Annotated in this window: 24 protein-coding genes; 17 read left to right on the forward strand and 7 right to left on the reverse strand. The window is 47.3% G+C overall.

The features are described 5' to 3' along the window. Nucleotides 1-90: 90 nt before the first annotated feature. From BLS58_RS11840 to BLS58_RS11855, 4 genes are all read left to right on the forward strand, one after another. Complete coding sequence (locus BLS58_RS11840) at nucleotides 91-1,533, forward strand: bifunctional 2-methylcitrate dehydratase/aconitate hydratase (RefSeq protein WP_090399006.1); 1,443 nt, start codon at nucleotides 91-93, stop codon at nucleotides 1,531-1,533. 12 nt (nucleotides 1,534-1,545) lie between these two features. Beyond that, nucleotides 1,546-2,469 (forward strand): methylisocitrate lyase, encoded by a 924-nt coding sequence (gene prpB / locus BLS58_RS11845; protein ID WP_090399007.1) that lies wholly within the window; start codon nucleotides 1,546-1,548, stop codon nucleotides 2,467-2,469. 80 nt (nucleotides 2,470-2,549) lie between these two features. Next, entirely contained in the window at nucleotides 2,550-3,491 is a 942-nt protein-coding gene (trhO, locus tag BLS58_RS11850; RefSeq protein WP_090399008.1) for an oxygen-dependent tRNA uridine(34) hydroxylase TrhO, read from the forward strand. 3 nt (nucleotides 3,492-3,494) lie between these two features. Next, the gene (locus BLS58_RS11855) at nucleotides 3,495-4,091 is read left to right on the forward strand and encodes a nitroreductase family protein (protein WP_090399009.1); all 597 of its coding nucleotides are present in this window, start codon (nucleotides 3,495-3,497) and stop codon (nucleotides 4,089-4,091) included. A gap of 252 nt (nucleotides 4,092-4,343) precedes the next feature. Here the strand turns inward: BLS58_RS11855 and BLS58_RS11860 are convergent, their stop codons facing one another. Both BLS58_RS11860 and BLS58_RS11865 read right to left on the reverse strand, forming a co-directional pair. Next, nucleotides 4,344-5,165, reverse strand: coding sequence for a PRC-barrel domain-containing protein (locus BLS58_RS11860; RefSeq protein ID WP_090399010.1), 822 nt, complete (start codon nucleotides 5,163-5,165; stop codon nucleotides 4,344-4,346). Nucleotides 5,166-5,384: 219 nt separating this feature from the next. Further along, a complete protein-coding gene (locus BLS58_RS11865) occupies nucleotides 5,385-7,055 on the reverse strand; it encodes a formate--tetrahydrofolate ligase (protein ID WP_090399011.1) in 1,671 nt (556 codons plus the stop codon). Between the two features lie 156 nt (nucleotides 7,056-7,211). On the opposite strand from BLS58_RS11865, the gene BLS58_RS11870 reads away from it, so the two are divergent. From BLS58_RS11870 to BLS58_RS11880, 3 genes are read left to right on the forward strand one after another with little or no spacing between them, the layout of a single operon-like run. After that, on the forward strand, nucleotides 7,212-8,102 hold the full coding sequence (locus BLS58_RS11870; protein WP_218126226.1) for a TetR/AcrR family transcriptional regulator: 891 nt from the start codon (nucleotides 7,212-7,214) through the stop codon (nucleotides 8,100-8,102). 14 nt (nucleotides 8,103-8,116) lie between these two features. Next, nucleotides 8,117-9,577: an MDR family MFS transporter gene (locus tag BLS58_RS11875; RefSeq protein WP_090399013.1), complete on the forward strand. Its 1,461-nt coding sequence runs from the start codon at nucleotides 8,117-8,119 to the stop codon at nucleotides 9,575-9,577. Between the two features lie 10 nt (nucleotides 9,578-9,587). After that, complete coding sequence (locus BLS58_RS11880) at nucleotides 9,588-11,030, forward strand: MDR family MFS transporter (protein ID WP_090399014.1); 1,443 nt, start codon at nucleotides 9,588-9,590, stop codon at nucleotides 11,028-11,030. Here BLS58_RS11880 and BLS58_RS11885 read toward each other — a convergent pair. Together BLS58_RS11885 and BLS58_RS11890 are read right to left on the reverse strand one after the other, a co-directional pair. Then, nucleotides 11,027-11,497, reverse strand: a complete 471-nt coding sequence (locus tag BLS58_RS11885) for a flavin reductase family protein (RefSeq protein ID WP_090399043.1) — start codon at nucleotides 11,495-11,497, stop codon at nucleotides 11,027-11,029. The genes BLS58_RS11880 and BLS58_RS11885 overlap by 4 nt on opposite strands. Nucleotides 11,498-11,713: 216 nt before the next feature. Then, nucleotides 11,714-12,085, reverse strand: a complete 372-nt coding sequence (locus BLS58_RS11890) for a helix-turn-helix domain-containing protein (protein WP_090399015.1) — start codon at nucleotides 12,083-12,085, stop codon at nucleotides 11,714-11,716. Between the two features lie 224 nt (nucleotides 12,086-12,309). Here BLS58_RS11890 and BLS58_RS11895 point away from each other — a divergent pair, with 224 nt between their 5' ends. The 5 genes from BLS58_RS11895 to BLS58_RS11915 all read left to right on the forward strand — a co-directional run bounded on the left by BLS58_RS11895 (nucleotide 12,310) and on the right by BLS58_RS11915 (nucleotide 17,796). After that, nucleotides 12,310-13,035, forward strand: coding sequence for an isocitrate lyase/phosphoenolpyruvate mutase family protein (locus BLS58_RS11895; protein ID WP_090399016.1), 726 nt, complete (start codon nucleotides 12,310-12,312; stop codon nucleotides 13,033-13,035). Between the two features lie 173 nt (nucleotides 13,036-13,208). Further along, nucleotides 13,209-14,393: a glycine C-acetyltransferase gene (locus BLS58_RS11900; protein WP_090399017.1), complete on the forward strand. Its 1,185-nt coding sequence runs from the start codon at nucleotides 13,209-13,211 to the stop codon at nucleotides 14,391-14,393. Nucleotides 14,394-14,429: 36 nt separating this feature from the next. Next, a complete protein-coding gene (locus tag BLS58_RS11905; RefSeq protein ID WP_090399018.1) occupies nucleotides 14,430-15,377 on the forward strand; it encodes an NAD-dependent epimerase/dehydratase family protein in 948 nt (315 codons plus the stop codon). A gap of 227 nt (nucleotides 15,378-15,604) precedes the next feature. Then, nucleotides 15,605-16,384, forward strand: a complete 780-nt coding sequence (locus BLS58_RS11910; protein ID WP_090399019.1) for an SDR family oxidoreductase — start codon at nucleotides 15,605-15,607, stop codon at nucleotides 16,382-16,384. A 71-nt stretch (nucleotides 16,385-16,455) separates the two neighbouring features. Further along, the gene (locus BLS58_RS11915; RefSeq protein ID WP_090399020.1) at nucleotides 16,456-17,796 is read left to right on the forward strand and encodes a dihydrolipoyl dehydrogenase family protein; all 1,341 of its coding nucleotides are present in this window, start codon (nucleotides 16,456-16,458) and stop codon (nucleotides 17,794-17,796) included. Nucleotides 17,797-18,108: 312 nt separating this feature from the next. On the opposite strand, the gene BLS58_RS11920 is transcribed toward BLS58_RS11915, so the two are convergent. Further along, the gene (locus BLS58_RS11920; protein WP_090399021.1) at nucleotides 18,109-18,288 is read right to left on the reverse strand and encodes a YjzC family protein; all 180 of its coding nucleotides are present in this window, start codon (nucleotides 18,286-18,288) and stop codon (nucleotides 18,109-18,111) included. A gap of 265 nt (nucleotides 18,289-18,553) precedes the next feature. Between BLS58_RS11920 and BLS58_RS11925 the strand changes: the two genes are divergently transcribed. The 4 genes from BLS58_RS11925 to BLS58_RS11935 all read left to right on the forward strand — a co-directional run bounded on the left by BLS58_RS11925 (nucleotide 18,554) and on the right by BLS58_RS11935 (nucleotide 19,906). Next, nucleotides 18,554-18,754 (forward strand): hypothetical protein, encoded by a 201-nt coding sequence (locus tag BLS58_RS11925; RefSeq protein WP_090399022.1) that lies wholly within the window; start codon nucleotides 18,554-18,556, stop codon nucleotides 18,752-18,754. Nucleotides 18,755-18,838: 84 nt separating this feature from the next. Next, on the forward strand, nucleotides 18,839-18,979 hold the full coding sequence (locus BLS58_RS17255; RefSeq protein WP_142088481.1) for a lmo0937 family membrane protein: 141 nt from the start codon (nucleotides 18,839-18,841) through the stop codon (nucleotides 18,977-18,979). 301 nt (nucleotides 18,980-19,280) lie between these two features. After that, the gene (locus BLS58_RS11930; protein ID WP_176764729.1) at nucleotides 19,281-19,514 is read left to right on the forward strand and encodes an AbrB/MazE/SpoVT family DNA-binding domain-containing protein; all 234 of its coding nucleotides are present in this window, start codon (nucleotides 19,281-19,283) and stop codon (nucleotides 19,512-19,514) included. Continuing rightward, nucleotides 19,514-19,906, forward strand: a complete 393-nt coding sequence (locus BLS58_RS11935; RefSeq protein WP_090399024.1) for a type II toxin-antitoxin system death-on-curing family toxin — start codon at nucleotides 19,514-19,516, stop codon at nucleotides 19,904-19,906. Before BLS58_RS11930 ends, BLS58_RS11935 begins: the two co-directional genes overlap by 1 nt. 49 nt (nucleotides 19,907-19,955) lie before the next feature. Here the strand turns inward: BLS58_RS11935 and BLS58_RS11940 are convergent, their stop codons facing one another. After that, entirely contained in the window at nucleotides 19,956-20,849 is an 894-nt protein-coding gene (locus BLS58_RS11940) for a DMT family transporter (protein WP_090399025.1), read from the reverse strand. A 102-nt stretch (nucleotides 20,850-20,951) separates the two neighbouring features. On the opposite strand from BLS58_RS11940, the gene BLS58_RS11945 reads away from it, so the two are divergent. Further along, a complete protein-coding gene (locus BLS58_RS11945) occupies nucleotides 20,952-21,602 on the forward strand; it encodes a GntR family transcriptional regulator (protein ID WP_090399026.1) in 651 nt (216 codons plus the stop codon). Between the two features lie 90 nt (nucleotides 21,603-21,692). On the opposite strand, the gene BLS58_RS11950 is transcribed toward BLS58_RS11945, so the two are convergent. Then, a complete protein-coding gene (locus BLS58_RS11950) occupies nucleotides 21,693-22,436 on the reverse strand; it encodes an SDR family NAD(P)-dependent oxidoreductase (RefSeq protein ID WP_090399027.1) in 744 nt (247 codons plus the stop codon). Nucleotides 22,437-22,607 lie beyond the last annotated feature (171 nt).

A 22,607-nucleotide genomic window follows, 5' to 3' on the forward strand; every position in this document is an offset into this window, starting at 1 on the left:
ACCGAAGTGACACCCCAAAACGTGCGACCCGCCTACTGAGAGGTATCACATCCGTTTAATGGAAAGGATAAACGAGAGGAGATGCCAAACATGACCACAACAAAAGCAAATGAAAAACCGAGCACCGATGACGTGTTACTGGACATCGCGGACTACGCGGTTAACGGGGAAATCAAAAGCGAAGAAGCCATGAAAACAGCCAGATACGTCTTGCTTGATACGATCGGCTGCGGACTATTGGCGCTTCGCTACCCGGAGTGCACGAAGCACCTGGGACCGATCGTGCAAGGAACGACCGTGCCAAATGGAACGCGCGTCCCCGGCACCCAATTTGAGCTCGATCCGGTGCAAGGCGCGTTTAATATCGGCACGATGATTCGCTGGCTCGATTACAACGATACGTGGCTGGCGGCCGAATGGGGCCATCCGTCGGACAATCTGGGCGGCATATTGGCGACGGCCGATTATGTGAGCCGCACGCGTTTGGCGAATGGCGAAGAGCCGCTCACGATGGATGACGTCTTGGTCGCGATGGTCAAAGCCCACGAAATACAAGGGGTACTGGCTCTGGAAAATAGCCTGAACCGTCAGGGACTCGATCACGTGCTGTTCGTAAAAGTGGCTTCAACCGCCGTGGTGACGGCCATGCTCGGCGGCAATGAAGAACAGGTCGCCAACGCATTGTCACAGGCATGGATCGACAATTCCAGTCTGCGCACGTATCGCCAGGCCCCGAATGCCGGTTCGCGGAAGTCGTGGGCAGCCGGTGATGCGACGAGCCGGGCGGTCCGCCTCGCCATGATGACGATGAAAGGGGAAATGGGCTACGCGAGCGCCCTCACCGCACCGAACTGGGGCTTCCAGGATGTGCTGTTCGGCGGTGAAGAGATCAACCTCGCCCGTCCTCTCGGTTCTTACGTGATGGAAAATGTACTTTTCAAAGTGTCTTATCCGGCGGAATTCCACGCGCAAACAGCGGCGGAAGCGGCGATCCAACTGCATGACGAAGTGGCCTGGCGCCTGGATGACATCGCTGAAGTCAAGATCACGACTCATGAATCCGCCATCCGCATCATCGATAAAACCGGTCCGCTGCATAACCCGGCCGATCGCGATCACTCGTTACAGTACATTACGGCTATCGGTCTGATCTACGGTGAATTAACAGCCGACCACTATGAAGACGATGTAGCCGCGAATCCGGAGATCGATGAATTGCGCACGAAAATGTATACCGAAGAAAACAAGCAATACACCGCTGATTATCTCGATCCCGAGAAACGGTCGATTGCCAACGCTATTCAGGTGACGTTTAAAGACGGCTCAAAAACCGAAGAGGTAGCGATTGAATATCCCATCGGCCATCGCCGTCGTCGTGAGGAAAGCATCCCGCTGCTTGAAGAAAAATATTATGATACGCTGAAAACGAGATTTCCGGTCGGCCAGGCGGATAACCTTTTGGATTTATGTGTGAATGCCGAGCGCCTGCGGAAAACGACGGTGAATGATTTTATGGCCAAGTTTGTCATATAGGAGGTAGACTTAATGAGTTGGGTCGTATCAGGAGAATCCAGTCAACGCGAACACTATCAAGCCTTCCTTGATTTGATCAGCGATCAGGATAACATTTTGCAAATGCCCGGCGCGCATGACGGAATGTCCGCGCTCGTGGCCAAGGAAACCGGCTTTAAGGCGCTTTATTTGTCCGGAGGCGCCTATACCGCCAGCCGAGGACTGCCGGATGTCGGTCTCATTTACTCGAATGAGGTGGCAGAACGGGCTCGGGATCTCATACGCGTCACTGATCTGCCGGTGCTGGTAGACATTGATACAGGATTTGGCGGCGTGATCAACGTGGCGCGCACCGCGAAAGAGATGGTGGAAGCCGGTGTGGCGGCCGTGCAAATCGAAGACCAGTCCATGCCGAAAAAATGCGGGCATTTAAATGGAAAGCAGCTTGTCAGCGCCGAGGAAATGGCCGCGAAGATCCAGACGATCAAAGAAGTCGCACCGACACTCGCAGTCGTCGCGCGGACGGATGCGAAGGCTGTTGAGGGGCCCGAGGCCGCCCTTGAGCGGATACGGCAATACGTCACTGCCGGGGCAGATGCCATCTTTCCGGAAGCCTTGACGAGCGAAGACGACTTTCGCTATTTTGGCGGGCGCGTTGACGTGCCGTTGCTCGCCAATATGACCGAATTCGGGAAAACGCCATATTTCACGGCTGAGGAATTTTTTTCTTTTGGTTTTCAAATGGTTATATACCCAGTGAGCTCCATGCGTGTCGCGGCAAAAGCGTATGCGCAGGTTTTCCAGGAAATTCTGGAAAAAGGCACGCAGAAAGACCATTTGGAGCACATGCAATCACGGGCGGAACTATATGAAACGATTTCGTACTATGACCATGAAGCGCTCGATGAGCAAGTGGCCAAAACGATCCTCCCCGAAGAAGGTAAAGAACGGCGATAGCTAGAAGCGGCGTACTGGTGCGCCGCTTTGATTTTTGTTAAGATAGGCTCCGGAAAGCATCATGTTCGGAGGGACCCGTTATGAGCAACACGAAGGATTATAGAGTATTACTTTATTATAAATATATCGATATGCCGGATTACGAAGAATATGCGGAAGAACATTTACAATTCTGTAAGGATATGGGTTTGCGGGGGAGAATTATCGTCGCCCCTGAAGGCCTGAACGGTACGGTGTCGGGAACGGTCGAACAAACTGATGCCTATATGGAGTATGTGAAATCCGATCCGCGCTTTGCCGATATGACGTTTAAGATCGATGAAACGGACGGCCATGCCTTTAAAAAAATGTTCGTCCGCGCAAAGGAAGAAATTGTCACGTGGCGTCTGCAGGAAGATGTAAACCCGAATGAAAGCGGCGGAACGCCTTTAACGCCCGAGGCATTTCACGCGGCGCTTCAGGAAGAGGAGACGGTCGTTCTTGACGGCAGAAATGATTACGAATCCGACATCGGCCATTTTCGCGGCGCGATCAAACCTGACGTCAGCACCTCGCGTGAATTTCCCGATTGGATTGATGAAAATATCGATCGCTTGCAGGGAAAAAAAGTGCTTACCTATTGCACGGGCGGTATTCGCTGCGAAAAACTGACCGGACTTCTCAAGCAAAAAGGGCTTGAGGATGTGTATCAATTGCAGGGCGGAATCGTCAATTATAGTCAGGATGAAAATGTGCAAGGTCATCTCTTCGACGGTAAATGTTATGTTTTCGACGAGCGCATTTCCGTCAAGGCCAATCACACGGATGAAGATGTTGTCATTGCTCACTGCTATCATTGCGGAAAAACAGAGGATCGCTATATCAACTGTTCCAATCCTGAATGCAACCTGCAATATGTCTGCTGTCTGGATTGTGAAGAGGAGAAGCAGGCGGCCTGCTGTGAAGAATGCCGCGTCCATCCGCGCAACCGGTGGCCGGGCATTAGGGAAACGTATGCAGCGGTTGAGGCTAAAGGAGACTAGAAAATGGAAACATTGGAAGCCATACGCACGAGAAGAAGCAACGGCAAGGTTCACCCCGACCAGCCTGTGGACAGGGAACTGATCGAAACGATACTGGAAGCGGGCACATGGGCGCCTAACCACCACCATACGGAGCCGTGGATATTTTATGTGCAGCAAGGCGAAGGGCGCCGCCCGCTCGGCAAGACATTGCGTAAAATTGCCGCAGAAGAGATGGAAGGGGAAGGAGAGGCTTTTTCCGAAAAACAGGAAAAGAAACTGGAGAAAACAGAAGGGAAGCCTTTTCGCGCACCTGTCGTCATTACCATCGTCGCCGAACCGGTGGACAAGGATAAGGTGGTGGACATTGAAGAATATGCAGCCACCCATGCGGCCGCCCAAAATATGCTGTTAGCCGCTCATGCTCTTGGCCTTGGTGCCATATGGCGCAGCGGGCGGCCTACCTATCATGAAAAAATGCGCCGCTTATACAATGTTTCTGATCGCGGCGCAGTCGTCGGGTTTATTTACCTCGGTTGGCCGGCCTTGACGAAGAAAAAAGAATCCTGGCGAGAGCCCGTGGAAGATAAAACAACCTGGGTGTATGAGGATCGATCGTGATCCCTCGTAAGCAACCCCGGATGATGAAGCCCTAAAGGGCCCCCGCGGAGCGGTTAGGTCGTCAATTACGGTAGTTGAAGCCCTAATAGGATATCGCGATGGGAGTTAGGTCGCCCACCAGGTTAGATGAAGCCCTAACGAGATTCCCGCGGGGGCGTAAGGTCGTCAACCCCGGTAGATGAAAACCTAATGGGGTTCCCGCAAAGCCATTAGGTCGTCCAATGTGAAAACCGCTGCACAAGGTGCAGCGGTTTATTCATTAGGGGTTCCATAATGATGGCGGAGGGCAGCGATATAATCATCGGTTAATGGGGTGGATTCATCATAATCAGGCGCTTGTTCCACGATGTTCTTGTCAGAAAAGCGGGTGTAGGCCCTTTCTTCAACCGGCACGAATTCCCGGAACCATTCTACGGGCACGAGATACTTGTCTTTGGCGAGAAAGCCTGCGGTATCGACTTCCATAAAGAAGACTTGCCAGTTGTCGACGTCAAAAATGACATCGGAGACGGTGCCGACTTTATCCTCTGCCGCATAGACGGTATAACCCCGCAAATCTTTTGTGCTTTGCAAATAGTAATCTTCTTCGTTCACTTTTTTCTCCTGTTCACGTTCAACGGCTTTGCGGATAGCCTCCGGGCCAACGCCCGCTTCCGTGTTCTCACCTAACGTCGCTCCGGGTGTAAACGGTGATACAGGTCCCCCTCCTGTGAGCAGCGGCGGAGGTCCCGGGCCGTAATGCGGGGAGGCCCAGTAATAGTTAAGTCCATAGTGATCAAGAATCGAAGCTTCGTATGCCCGGGAAATAGGCTCGTGTTCACTAGGTTGAGGGCTATTTTTAACCTGGTCTTTTGTAGCTTGAATATCTAACGTCTGCTCGTGTATATCAAGGCGGTTAGTAAGGGCGGGGTTGAGCAGCACTTTACCACCCACGAACCAGGGGCGGGTATCTGCAACGATAAACCGGACTGTCCACTCCCCGGCCGAGTCGAAATAAACATCCGAGACGGTTCCAAAAGTCTCGTCCGTTGCCGAAAGGGAAAAAGACTGGAAATCATGAGTGCGGATAAGCATAGTAACATTCCTCCTTCATCGATCTCTTACCATATCATTTTCCGTTTTCGGCACTTTTGAAACTATGACCTCAGGGGAAACATTTGAAGCCATAGTAAGCAATGATCGGTGAAATTATGGCTTCACAAGATCCGAGTGGCGCCATAACAAACAGTGATAAGGTCGAGTTCGCTGATATATCGCCGGGAATGACGGCGTCCACCAATCCTCCGATCTCTACTAGAACAATCCAACCACTTTGCCGTCTTCATCGACATCAATGTGTTCGGCTGATGGAGTTTTGGGTAAGCCGGGCATCGTCATCATGGAACCGGTGAGGACGACGATGAAGCCGGCTCCGGCCGAGAGCGTAACGTCCCTGATCGGAAGCGTAAAATCACGGGGGCGACCGAGTTTATGCTGATCGCCGGAGAAGGAGTATTGGGTTTTGGCCATACAGACCGGGAGGTTTCCATAGCCTAACGCTTCCAGCTGCTCGATTTCTTTTTGAGCCCCTCGTGTGAGGTCAATGCCGTCTCCGCCATAAATGTTTTGGACGAGTTTTTCGATTTTCACGGTAATGGGGTCTTCGATGTCATAAGCATATGTTACAGTGGTTTCCTCTTCCGTAAGCTGCACGACTTCTTCAGCAAGCTCCGTTGCGCCTGCGCCCCCTTTTGCCCACACATCGGAAAGCACCACCTTAATGCCGAGCTCTCTGCATTTTTCTGCCACGAGTTGCAACTCTGCTTCGTGATCAGTCGGGAATTTATTAATGGCTACAACAGCTGAGAGGCCAAAGACATCTTTCATATTTTCCAGATGTTTCAATAGATTGGGCAAGCCTTTTTTAAGCGCTTCCAGATCTTCAGTATCCAGTTCATTTTTTGGCAAACCGCCATGCATCTTCAATGCTCTGATCGTCGCGACGACGACGCTTGCCGAAGGTTTTAACCCGGATAGCCGACATTTAATGTCAACGAATTTTTCCGCTCCTAAATCCGCGCCAAATCCTGCTTCCGTAACGACATAATCGGCGTATTTTGCCGCTATGTTCGTCGCTTTCACGCTATTGCATCCGTGGGCGATGTTGGCAAAAGGACCGCCATGAACAAAAGCGGGGGTGTGCTCGAGCGTTTGTACCAGGTTTGGTTTTAAGGCGTCTTTAAGTAAGGTGGCCATCGCTCCATGGGCTTTTAACTCACCGGCGGTCACGGGCTGATCATCCGTCGTATAACCGATTACAATTTTTTCAAGTTTTTCTTTCATATCTTCAAGATCATGGGCTAGGCAGAGGATAGCCATGATTTCGGATGCGACGGTGATCTGGAAGCCATCTTCCCGGGGAATGCCGTTGGTTTTCCCTTGCAGGCCATCCACGATATGGCGCAGTTGCCGATCGTTCATATCCATGGCGCGCTTCCACTTGATTTTGCGGGCGTCAATATTCAATTCATTGCCATGATGGATATGGTTATCGATTAACGCTGCCAACAGGTTATTGGCGGCACTGATCGCGTGAAAATCACCTGTGAAGTGCAGATTAATATCTTCCATCGGTACAACCTGCGCATATCCTCCTCCGGCTGCCCCGCCTTTCATTCCAAATACAGGCCCTAACGAAGGTTCCCTGGACGCGATCGCCGCCTGTTTGCCTATTTTTTGCAGGGCGTCCCCCAAGCCGACACTCGTCGTTGTTTTTCCTTCACCGGCAGGTGTCGGATGAATGGCGGTGACGAGGATGATTTTTCCATCTTTTTTCTGTTCCAGTCCTTCGATGCGGTTCTCGTCGATTTTGGCTTTATAATCGCCATATAATTCCACTGCCTGGTGCTCGATGCCAATTTTTTCGGCGACTTCCTTAATCGGAAGCATGTCCGCGGCTTGTGCAATGTCTACATCTGATGTCATTGTGATTCCCCCATCTAAGTCATCTAGCTTTTGTGAAAATTATAACATGGGTAAAGGAAATAAGCATCCGGTGATATTGACATGACCCTCGTAAATCTATAGCATATAAAACGATTAGGTTTTATAATATACTATATGGTCACAATGGTGATGAGATTGAAAGAAAATATTATGAAAAACGCTTTGAAAAATTTTGCCGGCGATGGTTATTATTCCACATCCATGCAGCAAATCGCCGAGAATTGCGGGATATCCAAAGCGTCATTATACAAGTATTTTTCCTCAAAAGAAGAACTTTTACTGGAAGCATTGGAGCATAACCTTGAACAATGGCTGGCGAAAATGACGAGCATCAACCTGGATCAAACACTATCCCCGAAAGAACAGTTGCGAAAGAAGATCATTCTTGAACTGGAAGCAAGGAAAGATAACCGTTCGTTTATGAATTTACTGCTGCGCGCAGTGCCGCCAACGAAAAACGCGGAAATGATGCGGATGCTCAAGCGTACGAAAGTCGCCTTAATGAACTGGCATCGCGAAAGCCTCGTGCATGCCTATGGAGAGAAAGTAACGCCTTTCCTTTGGGATATGGTCGTTCTTTTTCAGGGAACATTAAGAGAATATGTCATTCTGATGGGGGACGATCATAAAGCATTGCCTGCCGAAGATGTCGCTACACTGATGATTTCTCATCTTGATACTCTTATGCTTTCAACACCTGAGGCCTCGCCGGTATTGACGTCTGATGTCATGCACGATTATGAAGCTTACCACCAGGAAATAACACCGGGTGGGGTTCAGGAAGAGATCGAAAATGTCCGTTACCGGATACGGGAAAAGGTACAAAAACATGTCAGGCTTGATCAACAGCCCGAGTCAGAACGAGCCCTCGAAGCTTTCAACCAGGAAATAGACACTGTTTCCCCGCGTCGTTATATGGTTGATTCCCTTGGGCTCTATTTGCGCCAACGGGCGCCGATTGAGCATGAGCTCAAAATGTTGAATGATTTATTGGCCGCGAGAAATTATAACCGAAGCGATGATTAGAAGAAGGTATATATATGCGTTCAGCGCAATCCTCAAAGTCCAAAAATATTATATCGATCGCCGTCATATTACTGACGGGCGCCTTTATGGCGATCCTGAATCAAACGTTGCTTACAACCGCGATCCCTCACATCATGGATGACTTTGGTATCACGGCAGAATTGGGCCAGTGGCTTAATTCTGTCTTTATGCTTGTGAACGGGGTAATGATCCCGATTACGGCTTTTCTCATCGAGAAATTCACCACTCGAAAGCTCTTTTTTACAGCCATGGGATTGTTTGCCCTGGGAACTCTTATATGCGCGTTGGCCCCCCATTTTGCGGTGCTCATTGGTGGTCGGGTCATCCAGGCGACCGGCGCAGGGATCATGCTGCCGCTCATGCAGACCGTACTTTTACTGATCTTCCCGGTGGAACGTCGCGGGTTTGCCATGGGAATGGTCGGCCTTGTCATTGCCTTCGCCCCGGCGATTGGACCAACCCTTTCCGGCTATCTCGTGGAGCAATTCCATTGGTCGATTTTGTTCTGGATCATCTTTCCCCTGGCGCTGATCGACATCATCGTTTCTTATTGGGTGTTAAAAGATGTTTCGGTCTTTCGTGATCCGAAACTGGACATTTTATCGGTCATTTTGTCTACGCTTGGATTTGGGGGCATCCTTTATGGGTTTAGTACCGCGGGTTCCTATGGATTCCTGGACATTCATGTCATCCTGCCGATCACCATCGGTTTTATCGCGCTGGCGCTGTTTGTATGGCGGCAGCTTATTCTCCCGCAACCCATCCTCGAAGTCCGGGTGTTCAAATACGGCATTTTTACGCTTGCCACCATCGTCGGGATGATTATCTTCATGTCCATGATCGGCTCGCAAACGATATTGCCGATTTATATGCAGGATATGCATGATTTTACGGCGCTGGATACCGGCTTGATGCTGTTGCCCGGAGCTGTGGCGATGGGCATTATGTCGCCGATTACCGGCAGGATCTTTGATAAATTCGGGGCCCGGAAACTGGCGATTGTCGGCCTTACACTCGTGTGTGTGACTACATTTATGTTCACGCAGCTCTCCACAACGACGTCGTTTACGTATTTGGCCGCAGTGAATATGTTCCGTATGCTTGGCATGTCATTTGTGATGATGCCGGTCACGACCGCGGCGATCAACTCATTGCCAAACGTATTGATCCCCCATGGGACAGCGATGAACAATACGATGCGGCAGATCGCGGGTGCGATCGGGACGGCTGCCCTTGTGACCGTGATGTCGACGATGGCCCTGGACCCGGAACAAGCCGTCAATATGAATGAAGCGCTGGTGCACGGGGTCAATATGTCCTTTTGGCTGGCGACGATTCTTACTTTCATCGGCTTTATCCTTGCCTTTTTCATCCCGAAACGCAAACAACATCCCCCGGATAATATGAATGTCCGTACAGGTTCGGCAAACGATGATAGAATAGAGGAAGATTGAACAAGAAGGAATGTTTATGAGCCAACAAGAGCAGCAACCGAACCTGAAAAAAACACCCATCGTCGCCGTGCTGCTGATCGGTGCTTTTATGGCGATTTTGAATCAAACGCTGTTAACGACCGCGCTCCCTCATTTAATGCATGATCTTAATATTACGGAGAATACGGCGCAGTGGGTGACGACCATCTTTATGCTCGTCAATGGCATTATGATTCCGATTACGGCCTTTCTCATCGAAAAATATTCAACACGCGGTCTATTCCTGACGGCTATGCTCCTTTTTGCTTTTGGCACGCTCATTTGCGCCCTTGCCCCGTCGTTTGCCTATCTTATGGTCGGGCGCGTGATCCAGGCGAGTGGGGCCGGCATTTTGCTGCCGCTCATGCAAACGTCTTTATTATTGTTGTTTCCCATCGAGAAACGGGGAGCAGCCATGGGCAGCGCCGGCCTCGTCATTGCCTTTGCGCCTGCGATTGGTCCGACGCTTTCCGGATGGCTCGTGGAACAATATCACTGGTCAATCCTTTTCTGGGTCGTCTTGCCCCTCGCCGTGTTTAATATGATCGTCGCATGGATTTTTCTTAAAAATATCGCCACCCTGCGTTCGCCGGTGCTCGATATGCGATCGATTGTGTTATCGACATTCGGATTTGGCGGTTTGCTGTTCGGATTCAGCAGTGCCGGTGATGGACAGTGGGGCAGTATGGATGTATGGCTGCCGATCGTCGTCGGCGTCTTTTCACTCGTTTTTTTCATCCGTCGCCAATTGCAACTCAAACAGCCTATCCTGGAATTTAGAGTTTTCAGATCACGGGTGTTCGCGTTATCGACGGTGATCGGCATGATCGTGTTCGTGTCCATGATTAGCGCGACGACGATACTGCCGATTTACATGCAAAATATGAATGCATACACCGCTTTTGAATCCGGGTTGATCATGTTGCCCGGGGCGATTGTGATGGGGATTATGTCACCGATTACAGGGCGAATCTTTGACAGGATCGGCGCCCGTTATTTGGCGATCCCGGGGCTTTCCCTCATTTTTATCACTTCTGTCATGCTTTCATTTTTGCAAGCGGATACGTCGGCTGAGTATTTGAGCGTCGTTTATGCTCTCCGGATGATGGGAACGGCGATGACGATGATGCCGATTACAACCGCGGGCATTAATTCTTTGCCCCGGGAGCTGATTCCCCATGGCACGGCGATGAACAACACAATGCGCCAGGTGGCAGCCTCGATCGGTACGGCAACGCTCGTGACCGTGATGACGACAGCGGCATTAAGTCCGGAAGAAGCGGGGGTGAGCCCCGATGAGGCGCTGATTTTCGGTGTGAATATGTCGTTTGTCGTTGCCAGCGGGCTCGCGTTGATCGGCGTGGTGCTTTCATTCTTTGTGCGCGGGAAGCCGAAAACGACCGAAAAAACCTCCCGACTGTCTTCGGGAGGTTAGCGGCGCAAAGCGTTATAGTGGCCTCGATAGTATAAAAGGGGCTCCTTTTCTTCCTGATGTTCCATCGCGAGGTCTTTCACTTCACCGATGAAGATCGTGTGATCACCGGCTTTGACCTCCTGAACGACGTCACAGGCAAGGTGGACGAGGGCGCCGGGTATCACGGGAAGATTATGAAAGGTAGAGAAATGAAAGTTCTCCTTGCCGGCCATTTGTTTTGCGAACAGTCTCGAGATGTCTTCCTGCGATGTCTCCAAAATGCTAACCGCGTACTTTTTCGCGTTGATCATTTTTTCGTACATGTTCGTTTTATGGTCGACGGATATGGCCACGAGCTTTGGATCCATAGACACGGACATAAATGCATTGGCGGTCATTCCGTGAGGTTTGCCGTCATCTTCGGTGGTAATGATCGTGATGCCCGTGGAAAACTTCCCCATTGCCTGTCGGAACTCGATATCCTCCATGATGTTGTCACCCTTTCTTACTGCAATGGGCAGATATACTTTAAATGTATGAAAAACAGCGTGTGAAAGTGTCAACTCTTTAATGTCCATCATAACAGTCGCTTTTAAAAATGACCACTAAAAAACCCCCAACCTCTAAGTGGGGGCGCTTGCCAGGAACGATTTTATCGGCTATACTGTAAGTAAGGCTCATGGAACATATGTACGAAACGAGATTTATTTATCATCTGGGTTCCATTTTTGTTTTAAACGACGATATTTCGCTAATTCCTCTTCCAGGTATGCTTTTTCGTCCCGGCTTATGTTACGGTCTTTATAGAACTCATATAATGAATGTTCCTTATCCGGTCGCTTATAGCGATAAATGGTCTTTTTTTCATGACCGAGTAAATAATCGGTCGAGACGTCGAGCAAGTCCGCGAGGGTGTTAATCGTATCGAGAGGGGGTTGTTTCGTACCCCTCTCGTAGGCTGTATATGTTGTGCGCGCGACACCGATCCGTTGAGCGACGTATTGCTGTGTCCAATTGCCATATTCCTCTTTTTTCAGCTCGCGTGTGTATTTCAGACGCTCGGAAAAGTGACTCATGCCTCATTCTCCATTCATCTAGCGTGGTGATCACGTCCTTCATTATATCTGGAAGCGGCGACGCATAAGGGTTAAAGTTCCTAAAAGAATCAAAAAATGCCGTTTGCTCCTATTGGGAACATATCGTAAACTTGATAAAAGTAATGATAGACCCATTTTCATGATAAAATCTGGACGTTAGGACCCAAGGCTATAAATGAAACGACAAGGAAGTGTTAAACACCATGCATTGGGAGGATATAGAACGTACGCGCGAGCAATCGTTTGCTGATTTCTTCGCTGGAAAATTGCCGCTCATCCCGTCTGCTCACGATCCACTCAGTGCCCAGGCACTCGAACAGAAAGGTTTTCGAATGGCGGTTCTGCCGACTGAAGATGTTTCCAGGGTATATGGCTATACCTCTTCATATATGTTAAACGCCATGGAGATGCTCGCAACCGCCAAGACGATCACACAGGTCACTGCGTTGGCACTACTCGTACAATTGCCATTGGATGCCCGTTCGTCCCAACAAATCGTGAGGCAAGCGTATGAGTTGCGACAGCTGGGCATTCAAGCCATTCAAATCGATGATGAAAAAATCCATGCAACGGAAGAGCTCACGCAAGTGATCGTGCAGATGAAGCATTATTTTCCGGAGATGAGAATCGTCATGACCATACGTGCAGATGCTTCGATTGCGGGGATCGAAAAAGCGGTGAAGAAGGCGAATCAATTGCTGCACGCGGGCGCAGACTTTGTGATGTTCGAGGGTTTGTACACCGAAGGAGAATATTTATATACGTATCAATATACGAATGGACCTCTTCTTGCTGTTCTGAATGAAACAAAAGAACAAAGTTTATCGTACACCCAACTTAATGATATGGGTTATCACGCAACGATTGTCCGCGGGGGATGCATCAACCGTATGAAAAAGATTTACGAAGAGGCTTATAACGATGCTTGATTGGCACGTACGCTAGTGGTGGCGTGCTTTTTTTTGCAGGTAAGAAAGTATAAACCACGGCTTATCGCCTTAAAGGCTTGGCGATAAGCCAAGTTTTCTTTAGTGTGTGGATAGTGATGCAATTTTCCTGTATCATCGACTATGGTAATCATACCGTGGAAAGGAGCAGGACAATGACGAGCAAAACGCTCGAAGATTTTCTTGAAGCAGGTATCAGGGAACTTAAGGAGCAAGGGTTGTTCAATGAGGTTGATCCTCTGGAAAGCCCGAACGGGCCACAGATCACGCTTAATGGCAAAGAGATGATTAATCTTTCTTCCAATAATTATTTGGGACTGGCGACAGATGAGCGCTTAAAAGCCAAGGCTATTCAGGCGATTGAAACAGACGGTGTCGGCGCGGGTGCTGTCCGTTCCATTAACGGAACTTTGCAACTTCATCTTCGACTGGAAGAGAAGCTGGCCGCCTTTAAACATACCGAAGCAGCGCTTGCCTATCAATCCGGATTTAACGCGAATGTCGCCGCGATTCCGGCTGTGATGGATCGCAATGATGCCATTTTGTCGGATGAACTGAATCACGCCTCCATTATTGATGGCTGCCGCCTCTCGCGGGCGAAAATCATTCCTTACAAGCATTCGGACATGGATGATTTACGGGAAAAAGCAAAAGAAGCCACCGAACAATACGGCAAAGTGATGGTTATCACGGACGGGGTCTTTTCCATGGACGGGGATGTGGCAAAGCTTCCGGAGATCGTCGAGATTGCCGAAGCATTCGATTTAATCACGTATGTGGATGATGCCCATGGGTCCGGCGTTCTCGGTGAAGGCGCGGGAACGGTCAAGCATTTTAACCTCTCGGATCGAATAGATATGCAGATGGGCACGCTCTCGAAAGCGATCGGGGTCGTCGGCGGATACGTAGCCGGTCGTCAATCATTAATCGAATGGCTGAAAGTGCGTTCGCGACCGTTTTTATTTTCCACGTCACTGACGCCCGGGGATGTCGCGGCGACCATTGAAGCTTTGGATATTTTAACGACATCCAAAGATTTACAGACCCGATTATGGGAGAATGCGCGCTATTTTCAGGAGGGTCTAAGAGCGATTGGTTTCGATACGGGGAAAACGGAGACGCCGATTACCCCTTGCATCATAGGCGATGAGAAGGAAACGCAACAGTTTAGTCAACGGCTCATGGAAGAAGGCATTTATGCCAAGTCCATCGTGTTCCCGACGGTCCCGCGCGGAACGGGAAGGGTACGGAATATGCCGATCGCCGCTCATACAAGAGACATGCTCGATGAAGCCTTGGCAAAATATAAAACGATCGGCAAAGAGTTAAACGTGATTTAAGTAAGGGGGCACAGGCAGGCATCTGCCTATAGAGACATGAAGAAAATGCTAATCACCGGTGCTGCCGGGCAAATCGGTTCAGAATTAACATTGAAATTACGAAAGCGCTACGGTGAAAAAAATGTCATTGCGACCGATATTAAGTACGAAGATGACGAAGTCGCCCAAGCCGGGCCTTTTCACATACTTGATGTCACGGACGGAGAAAAACTGTCTGAACTCGTGCGTGACTATCAAGTCGATACGATCATCCATTTGGCCGCCCTGTTATCCGTCAACGCGGAAACGCAGCCACTTAATGCCTGGAATCTGAATATGGGAGGACTCATGAATGGGCTTGAGGTGGCCCGCGAGCACTCCTGTAAATTTTTCACTCCGAGCTCGATTGGCGCGTTTGGTCCTTCCACAGTGAAACAGGAAACCCCGCAAGTGACGACGCAACGTCCGACGACGATGTATGGGGTCAGTAAAGTGGCCAGTGAACTATTGTGCGATTATTATCACGAACGCTTCGACGTTGATACCCGAGGGTTGCGGTACCCGGGTTTGATCTCTTACCTGACGCCTCCCGGTGGCGGCACGACCGATTACGCGATCGAAATGATTGACAAGGCCGTAAAGGACCAGCAATACACCTCCTATATTGCCGCGGGCACCTTCCTGGATATGATGTATATGCCGGATGCCATTACGGCAACGATCGACTTGTTGGAGGCAGACTCGGCGCGGCTTAAGAACCGTAACGCCTACAACATTACAGCGATGAGCATTGATCCGGAAATGTTGGCGGCCGCCATTCGTTCGCATATTCCTGATTTCACATTACACTATAATGTCGACCCACACCGGCAAAGCATCGCGGAAAGCTGGCCGGACCATATTGATACGAGCGCGGCAAAAGCGGAATTCGGTTTTCGCCCGCAATACGACCTGGAAAGAATGACGGCGGATATGATCGACAACCTCGATGGCAAAGGGGAGTGATCACCTTATTGTTCACGCTTTATGAAGAATGATGGAAACACACGAGTGGCTACCATCCTCCTCAGGTAGCCAGTTTTTTTCGGCATTATGAGGGGTTTAGCAGCTCGCTCAGTCACGATACGTCGGGTTCTGTAAATGATGATTCAAATCCGTGTAACTGGATGGAGGGTTTTAAATAAATTATAAGTGGGAACCGCCGTAATAGTACGTTCCTGGAGGTGTAATAAATGAGTAAAACAATATTTATCACGGGCGCCGGTAGTGGTTTGGGTAAAGGAACAGCCCTTGGCCTAGCAAAAAAAGGGCATCAAGTCATTGCCGCTGTGGAAATTATTTCTCAAGTTACAACTTTACGTGAAGCAGCAGCTGCCGAAGGTGTCAAATTAGAAGTGATTAAACTGGATATTACCGATACAAGGGATCAGCAATTAATCGCTGATTATGATTATGATATCTTCGTGGCAAATGCAGCCATTGGCGAAGGTGGCCCGCTTGCAGAGGTGCCGGTAGACCGTGTACGAGCCATCTATGAAACGAACGTGTTCAGCACATTGGAGAACGCGCAAATTGCTGCAGAAAAGTTCGTAGAAAAGAAAAAAGGAAAAATTATCTTTTTAAGTTCCATTGTTGGTATTGTAGCTATGCCTCATTTGGGCCCCTACAGTTCTTCTAAACATGCGCTTGAGGGCATTGCAAAAGCGATGAGGGCAGAGCTGAAGGAGTTCAATGTGCAGGTCGCTACGATCAACCCCGGTCCATATGAAACGGGCTTTAATGATCGAATGTTTGAGGAAAAATGGAAATGGTTCGAGAATAGCTTCACAAGCCGAGAGTCGGTTGCAGAAACGGAAAAAATTCTTGATCAGCAGTACGACCCGGAAGAAATGATCGCCAAAATGGTCGAAGTGATCGAAGCCGACCACCATCTTTTTCGAACCGCGTATCCGCAAGAGGTAGAAGAGCAGATGAAAAGTACTGAAAAAGAAATGTGGGAAGATAAAGTATAAATGATAAGAAGGGTGCTTCGCGATGAAAGGCAAGGACCCTTTTTTCCTGCAGTTTGAGGAAGGAGATCACTATGGCATACTACGACGTCATTGTTATCGGGAGCGGACCCACGGCGATGGCTACAGCTTTTCCATGCGCAGAAGCGAGGAACTCCGTGGCGGTGATCGAATCACACAAACTTGGCGGAACGTGTCCGAACAGCGGATGCGATCCGAAGAAAATTCTTGTGCAGACAAGCGAAGTAGTCGAGGCAACGAGACGCCTGACAGGAGATGGCATTGCCCAGCGTGTGGAGTTGGAATGGAACCGTTTAATGCAGGCGAAACGACGATATACCGAAAACGTACCTTCCGGGGTGAAAAAAAGTTTTGCTGAAGCAGGTATCGACGTGTATAACGAAGAAGCTCGCTTTTTGGGAGAAAAAGAGCTTCAGGTCGGGGAATACAGACTTGAGGCTTCGGCCATTGTCATTGCTACAGGAGCCACTCCGTCTGCGATTGAATTTTCAGGTGCTGAATATGTAACGACCAGCGAGGATTTTCTTGAGCTCGAAGAATTACCGTCGTCGATAGTCTTCCTTGGTGGAGGCTATGTCTCGATGGGGCTTGCTCATTTATCCGCACGGACTGGAGCTGACGTCCATGTTATCGAGCATAATGAAACGGTGCTGAAAGCGTTCGACCAATCGCAAGTAGAGACGTTGATCAAGTTGTCAGAAGAAGAAGGAATCACATTTCATTGGAATACAGAAGTAAAAGAAGTAAGAAAGGGCGATGATCATAGGTTTGATATACGAACGAATGGTACGACGTTGCATGTAAACATGATCGTACACGGGGCGGGGCGTGTACCAAATATCGAAGGAATGGAGCTAGCCGCCGGAAATATCGAAACAAAAGAGGCGGGTATCGCTGTCAATGACTACATGCAGAGCATTTCGAATGCTCATGTTTATGCGGCCGGGGATGTCGCTGCGACTGCCGGGCGTCCGCTTACACCTATCTCTGGCGAGGAAGGCAGCGTGGTCGCTGATAATCTTGTCAAAGGAAATCACAAGCATATGGATTATACCGCGATGCCCTCCGTGGTCTTTACGCTTCCGAAGGTAGCGAAAGTAGGAATGACGGAAGATGAAGCGTACCAAAAAGGGGTCAACGTGGCCGTGCATGACCATGACACTACGAGTTGGCTCACCTATCGCATCGGCCAGGAACGTAAGGCGTTAGCAAAAGTACTTGTGGACAACGAGAATGATAAAATTGTGGGAGCCCATTTACTCAGCCATGAAGCGGATGAAATCATCAATCTGTTTTCATTAGCCTTGCAATGGGGATTAACGGCAGAACAGTTAAAAGCAGGACGATTCGCTTACCCCACAGCTCTAGGAGATGTCGGAAGCATGCTTGGATGATAAAACAACCTTGCTATAATGGCGTAGAAAGAGGAGAAAGTAGCTGATGACATAACGGGGCTCCGGGCTCTTACGCCCGGGGGATACTATTATTCACGTTACCATAAAAACGTGAGAGAGGTTCGATCTGGCGAGAACACTAAGTCATCACGAATATCACACAGTCGCTCCCCATCATCGTGAATTCATAGATGGTAGGTAAAAGGCCCATGCCTGAGGAGGAAGCACAAAAAGTATACTCTTTTTCTAATATATCCATCATATTTTCCAGTCAGGTTTTAGAGTCATCTCCCTTCTTCTCCTTTTTCCTTATTACACTTTTACCCAGTTTGCTGCTTCATTACTTGAAGGAGAAAGGGGGAATTGCTCGCCTTTTTCCACCACAACTTCGGTGTCGTCATTACTAGCTGAGTCACCACTGACTAAACTGTCTACTCTGAACGTTCCACTCTCAGGTGCTCTATCACCTGTTCTATAAGGCTTATTAGCCATCTTCTCCACCTCCAAATATCATTTAGAAAAGGCATCTATATAAATAGAATCTTTTTCTCTATATAAAGCATATAACCGGTAATGATTGGTATTAAACATGAGTTTAAGGTCAATGAATGCTGAAACACCCTGCATTTGCAGGGATGCCGCAGCCTGTGGATCTCAATATCGGCACTTTTCATGCTGGTCACTTGCCCTCTAACGTACCGATCAAAGCCATAATGGAGTGTAGGGTGGGTTTGTATCCCGGAGAATGTGTCGAAGCGTGAAGAAGAACTTGAAAGAGTGGGTATTAGAAGCAGTGGTCCAGGATCCGTGGCTTTCTCAACATCCCCCTTATGGGCATGAAGACGGAAATTTTCATGAAGTTGACGAGTGGATCAATCTGGAAAGTATAAAAAAAGTAACCAAAGTTTATGCTGAATTCCTGGCGCGCTGGTGCGGTTTGAACCCCGCCCCTACCTGAAGAACAGTCTTGTCTATGATTAATCATGTGGAAAATGGGGAAATTAGCTTCAAAAACAAATCTTTATCCTGGAGGTTAAGAAGTATGCTTTGGACAATAATCATCGTCATTTTAGTTTTGTGGCTCCTGGGCTTTATCGGTGACATAGGAGGCGGACTTGTCCACCTATTGCTTATCGTAGCCCTCATCGTATTTATTTTCCAACTAATTACAGGGCGAAGATAGAAGAAAATACCTCTACATTTTTCCGCTGACCCTTGGTCGGCGATTTTTATGTTTATTATCTCTTTTCTTCCCCGTTGCAAAGGCTCGCTATGCAATTCGACTGGTCAAAATGGATCGTTTATGCCCATATTGTTTTTAAAAGGCGAGACGTGCTTTAAAGAAAGACTGATAAATCTGTGTTCTCAGCCTTAGTTAAGGGATTTTTATGAATAGAACAGAAAGGGTATGGATAGAATAAAGTATATACAAAAGTATATATGAGGTGATAAAAATGGAGAAGAGAAAAAGGGGAGGGAATAAAGTGACAACGAAAATACATCCTTATGGTGGCACATATGCAATGACGATTCCTGCACATGTCAGAAGGGTATTAGATATTGACGAAGACACGGAGTTGGAAATTGATATTCAAGGTGACGGGTTTTTCGTGAAACCTGTCAAAGAAAAGCAAACGCTTGATGACGACTTTCTGAGATTCTTAAAAGAAACAGATGAGAAGTACGGGGAAACCATGAGAAACCTCGTTGATCGTTAATGGAGTATATCACTATTCGAGAAGTCATTCTCTTTAATTCTTATTTGATTTCAACCTATTCCCCGAAGGAGCAAAAAGGCGTTAAAGATGAATCACTCTTGGATTCAGCGATCAACCGCCCGAAGCAGACGCCTACGCTTTATGATAAATGTACGGCGTTATATCATGCGCTGATTAAGAATCATGCGTTTCATAACGCCAACAAGCGAACCGCCCTCATGTCTCTCATAAGAATGCTTGACATAAACGGATATGAATTTATGGCATCGCAGGAAGATGCAGAAAACATGACCGTTGAAATCGCAGATATCAAACCCGAAGATATTGACACAGAGCAATTGATGAAAGACATTGCGGATTGGATTGAAAAAAATTCAAGCAAGAAAGAATGATGGAAAAGGAATTGGGCGCAAGAATGAAATAAAACTTGCGCCACTTATGTCATCCCTCTACTTGCTCAGGGTAGACTTTTTCTGAGTTCCTTTTTTGTTTCAGGAATAAATAGATCCCGATTAAAATAAGCGTTCCCCCGATTACTTCTACTCCGGTTATCATTTCATTCAAGAATAACATGGCTAAGATAGATGCCCCGACCGGCTCTCCGAGTGTGGTCATTGATACAGTCGTGGTATTGATATAGTTTAATAACATATTATAAATGATATGCGCTGCCGAAGGGAACACGGCAAGAAGTAGAAATACACTCCAGTCGTTAGCTGTATAACCTGTCATCGGTATGTTAGTCATTAAATTATAAACGAACATCGTTAAACCGGCGATGAGAAAGACGAGGAAGCTGTAAACCCAATGATTGAGGAATTTGACATTTCTCTGTCCTATGAGTAAGTAGAAAACGACAGAAAAGACGGCAAGGAATGATAATATATTTCCCAATAGGACATCTTGCCCTAAATTTAAATTGCCTCCCCCTACAATCAACACACCAATAAATGCAATGCCTATCGTAAGAAGCGTTTTTAAATGGATATTCTCTTTGAAGAAAAATAAACCGCCAATGAGTGCTATGGCCGGCTGCAACGCTAATATTAACGTAGAACTGGCCACAGTCGTATGGTTTAGCGATTCAAACCATAAACCAAAATGACCGCCCAAAAAGATGCCTGCAAATATTAATGCGAACCATTCCGGTTTTTTTATCCGAGGGATCGTTTTTATATGTTTTAAAACAAAGGGTAATAATAAAGCACTACCCAGGAACATGCGATACATGACCATTATCGTTGAGGGTGCATCCGATAATCGAACGAAAATGGCAGATAACGATATACAGATGATCGTTACAATGAGTAGTATATTGATAGTGCTGGACTTCATAAAAAACCTCCTAATCCTTGCTCTTTATCACCATGATTGATATATTACATATCAAATGCACTTTTGTAAATAAGTCTGCTCATTATAAGAAGGAGGCCGCTGATGTCCTTACAAGGTCAAAAAATTAATCGTGTATCCATGCGTAACAATGCGTATGAAAGGATAAAAAATGCCATTATTTCCGGAGAGTTAAAACCTGAAGAGAGGCTTAGAGACAAAGAACTCTCTGAACAGTTGGGGATCAGTCGGACCCCCGTCAGAGAGGCAATGCTGAGGCTGGAAGATGAGGAATTCATCATAAGTAAACCAAATAGCTATACAATGGTTGCTCCTATAGATGTCATTGAGGTCAAAGAAATTTATAGCATTGTTATTGCATTAGAAACACTTGCTTTAGAAGAAGCCGTAAAAAATTCTCATGTGCAAGATGTAGAAGACTTGATAAAGATAAATCAAGATTATCAAGCTGCCATAGAACAGGGTGACCCAGAACTTTGTTTAGAAAATGACAGAAAATTCCACGCTCAGATTGTGAAAATGTCAGGAAATAACGAATTGGAAAAATTACTAACCAGTGTCAAGGAAAAAATATTAAGAGTTGAATCTTATTATTTTCATAATTCATTGCCTAAAGAAGAATCTTTGCAACAACACAACGTCATTATCGAATGTATTCAAAATAATGAACTTGAACAGGCAACGAAAATGCTAAAAGATAATTGGATGAACAGTTTAACGAATATAATGAAATGATGAAATATATTTCAACCAAAGCAGACAAGTATCAGAGATTCTACTGCTTTGGCTGTTTTTTTCTGAGATATTTTTGGGCGTTGCGATTATTTAAACGTCTGTTCCTAGCGTAAGTCCTCCGTCTACCACGATTTCAGTCCCGTTACAATAAGCACTCTCTTCAGAGGCAAGAAAGGCCGTAACTTGTGCTATATCGTTTGATTGACCGGTTTTTCTTAATGGTATAGAGTCAACGTCATTTACATCTAGGTCGCTATTAGTTGCCATTTCTGTTTGAATAATGCCGGGATGAACGGTGTTGACTCTAATGCCTTTAGGTCCTAATTCGATTGCAGCGGATTTAGAGAGGTTAGACACTGCTGCTTTTGTAGCAGCATATGCCGCTGCGTGATTGATGGGCGCAAAAGAAGAGATAGACACATTATTAATAATGGATCCTTTTTGCTGTTTTTCCATGTGCGGCGTTACCGCCTTTATTCCCATAAAAACACCCATCTGGTTTACATTTATTAGCTGTTGATAGTCCTCCACAGTAGTATTTAGCAGGGATTTTCTAATAAAAAGTCCTGCGTTATTAACAAGTACATCCACCTTATTATATGTTTGGATAATAGACTGAACCGCAATTTCCCAATCATCTTTCCTCGTTATGTCTAATTGAACGGGCAGACTTTTATCCTTTCCGATTTCTGCTGAGATAGCTTCCGCTTTTTCGATATCTCGTGCGCCTACTGCAACTTTTGCACCCAGCGAGGCTAAATGTTTTGAGATGATTTTTCCTTGTCCTCGATTTGCTCCGGTTACTAATATCACTTGATCTTGTAAATTTGGCATAAGTTCTCCTTCAATCCTTCATTTAAAGCTATGGATTAACGTACCGTTTAAAACTTGTTTAGTCAATAATTGTTATTCCAAACATGAACATTTTTATTCCATAATTATAAAAAAGGATTGACTATGTTCAAAAATGTGATAAAGTATAAATCAAATCAATTAATGAAAAGG

Origin of the sequence: Natribacillus halophilus (assembly GCF_900100185.1) — a bacterium.
In the GTDB taxonomy this organism is placed as follows: Bacteria; Bacillota; Bacilli; order Bacillales; family Marinococcaceae; genus Natribacillus; species Natribacillus halophilus.

Coding starts and splice junctions, on each gene's coding strand:
- trhO (WP_090399008.1), top strand. CDS start 2,550: ATGAGCAACACGAAGGATTATAGAGTATTACTTTATTATAAATATATC.
- BLS58_RS11940 (WP_090399025.1), bottom strand. CDS start 20,849: ATGAAGTCCAGCACTATCAATATACTACTCATTGTAACGATCATCTGT.
- BLS58_RS11865 (WP_090399011.1), bottom strand. CDS start 7,055: ATGACATCAGATGTAGACATTGCACAAGCCGCGGACATGCTTCCGATT.
- BLS58_RS11900 (WP_090399017.1), top strand. CDS start 13,209: ATGACGAGCAAAACGCTCGAAGATTTTCTTGAAGCAGGTATCAGGGAA.
- prpB (WP_090399007.1), top strand. CDS start 1,546: ATGAGTTGGGTCGTATCAGGAGAATCCAGTCAACGCGAACACTATCAA.
- BLS58_RS11880 (WP_090399014.1), top strand. CDS start 9,588: ATGTTTATGAGCCAACAAGAGCAGCAACCGAACCTGAAAAAAACACCC.
- BLS58_RS11860 (WP_090399010.1), bottom strand. CDS start 5,165: ATGCTTATCCGCACTCATGATTTCCAGTCTTTTTCCCTTTCGGCAACG.
- BLS58_RS11905 (WP_090399018.1), top strand. CDS start 14,430: ATGAAGAAAATGCTAATCACCGGTGCTGCCGGGCAAATCGGTTCAGAA.
- BLS58_RS11910 (WP_090399019.1), top strand. CDS start 15,605: ATGAGTAAAACAATATTTATCACGGGCGCCGGTAGTGGTTTGGGTAAA.
- BLS58_RS11885 (WP_090399043.1), bottom strand. CDS start 11,497: ATGGAGGATATCGAGTTCCGACAGGCAATGGGGAAGTTTTCCACGGGC.
- BLS58_RS11855 (WP_090399009.1), top strand. CDS start 3,495: ATGGAAACATTGGAAGCCATACGCACGAGAAGAAGCAACGGCAAGGTT.
- BLS58_RS11920 (WP_090399021.1), bottom strand. CDS start 18,288: ATGGCTAATAAGCCTTATAGAACAGGTGATAGAGCACCTGAGAGTGGA.
- BLS58_RS11875 (WP_090399013.1), top strand. CDS start 8,117: ATGCGTTCAGCGCAATCCTCAAAGTCCAAAAATATTATATCGATCGCC.
- BLS58_RS11895 (WP_090399016.1), top strand. CDS start 12,310: ATGCATTGGGAGGATATAGAACGTACGCGCGAGCAATCGTTTGCTGAT.
- BLS58_RS11915 (WP_090399020.1), top strand. CDS start 16,456: ATGGCATACTACGACGTCATTGTTATCGGGAGCGGACCCACGGCGATG.
- BLS58_RS11890 (WP_090399015.1), bottom strand. CDS start 12,085: ATGAGTCACTTTTCCGAGCGTCTGAAATACACACGCGAGCTGAAAAAA.
- BLS58_RS11935 (WP_090399024.1), top strand. CDS start 19,514: ATGGAGTATATCACTATTCGAGAAGTCATTCTCTTTAATTCTTATTTG.
- BLS58_RS11950 (WP_090399027.1), bottom strand. CDS start 22,436: ATGCCAAATTTACAAGATCAAGTGATATTAGTAACCGGAGCAAATCGA.
- BLS58_RS11945 (WP_090399026.1), top strand. CDS start 20,952: ATGTCCTTACAAGGTCAAAAAATTAATCGTGTATCCATGCGTAACAAT.
- BLS58_RS11840 (WP_090399006.1), top strand. CDS start 91: ATGACCACAACAAAAGCAAATGAAAAACCGAGCACCGATGACGTGTTA.
- BLS58_RS17255 (WP_142088481.1), top strand. CDS start 18,839: ATGCTTTGGACAATAATCATCGTCATTTTAGTTTTGTGGCTCCTGGGC.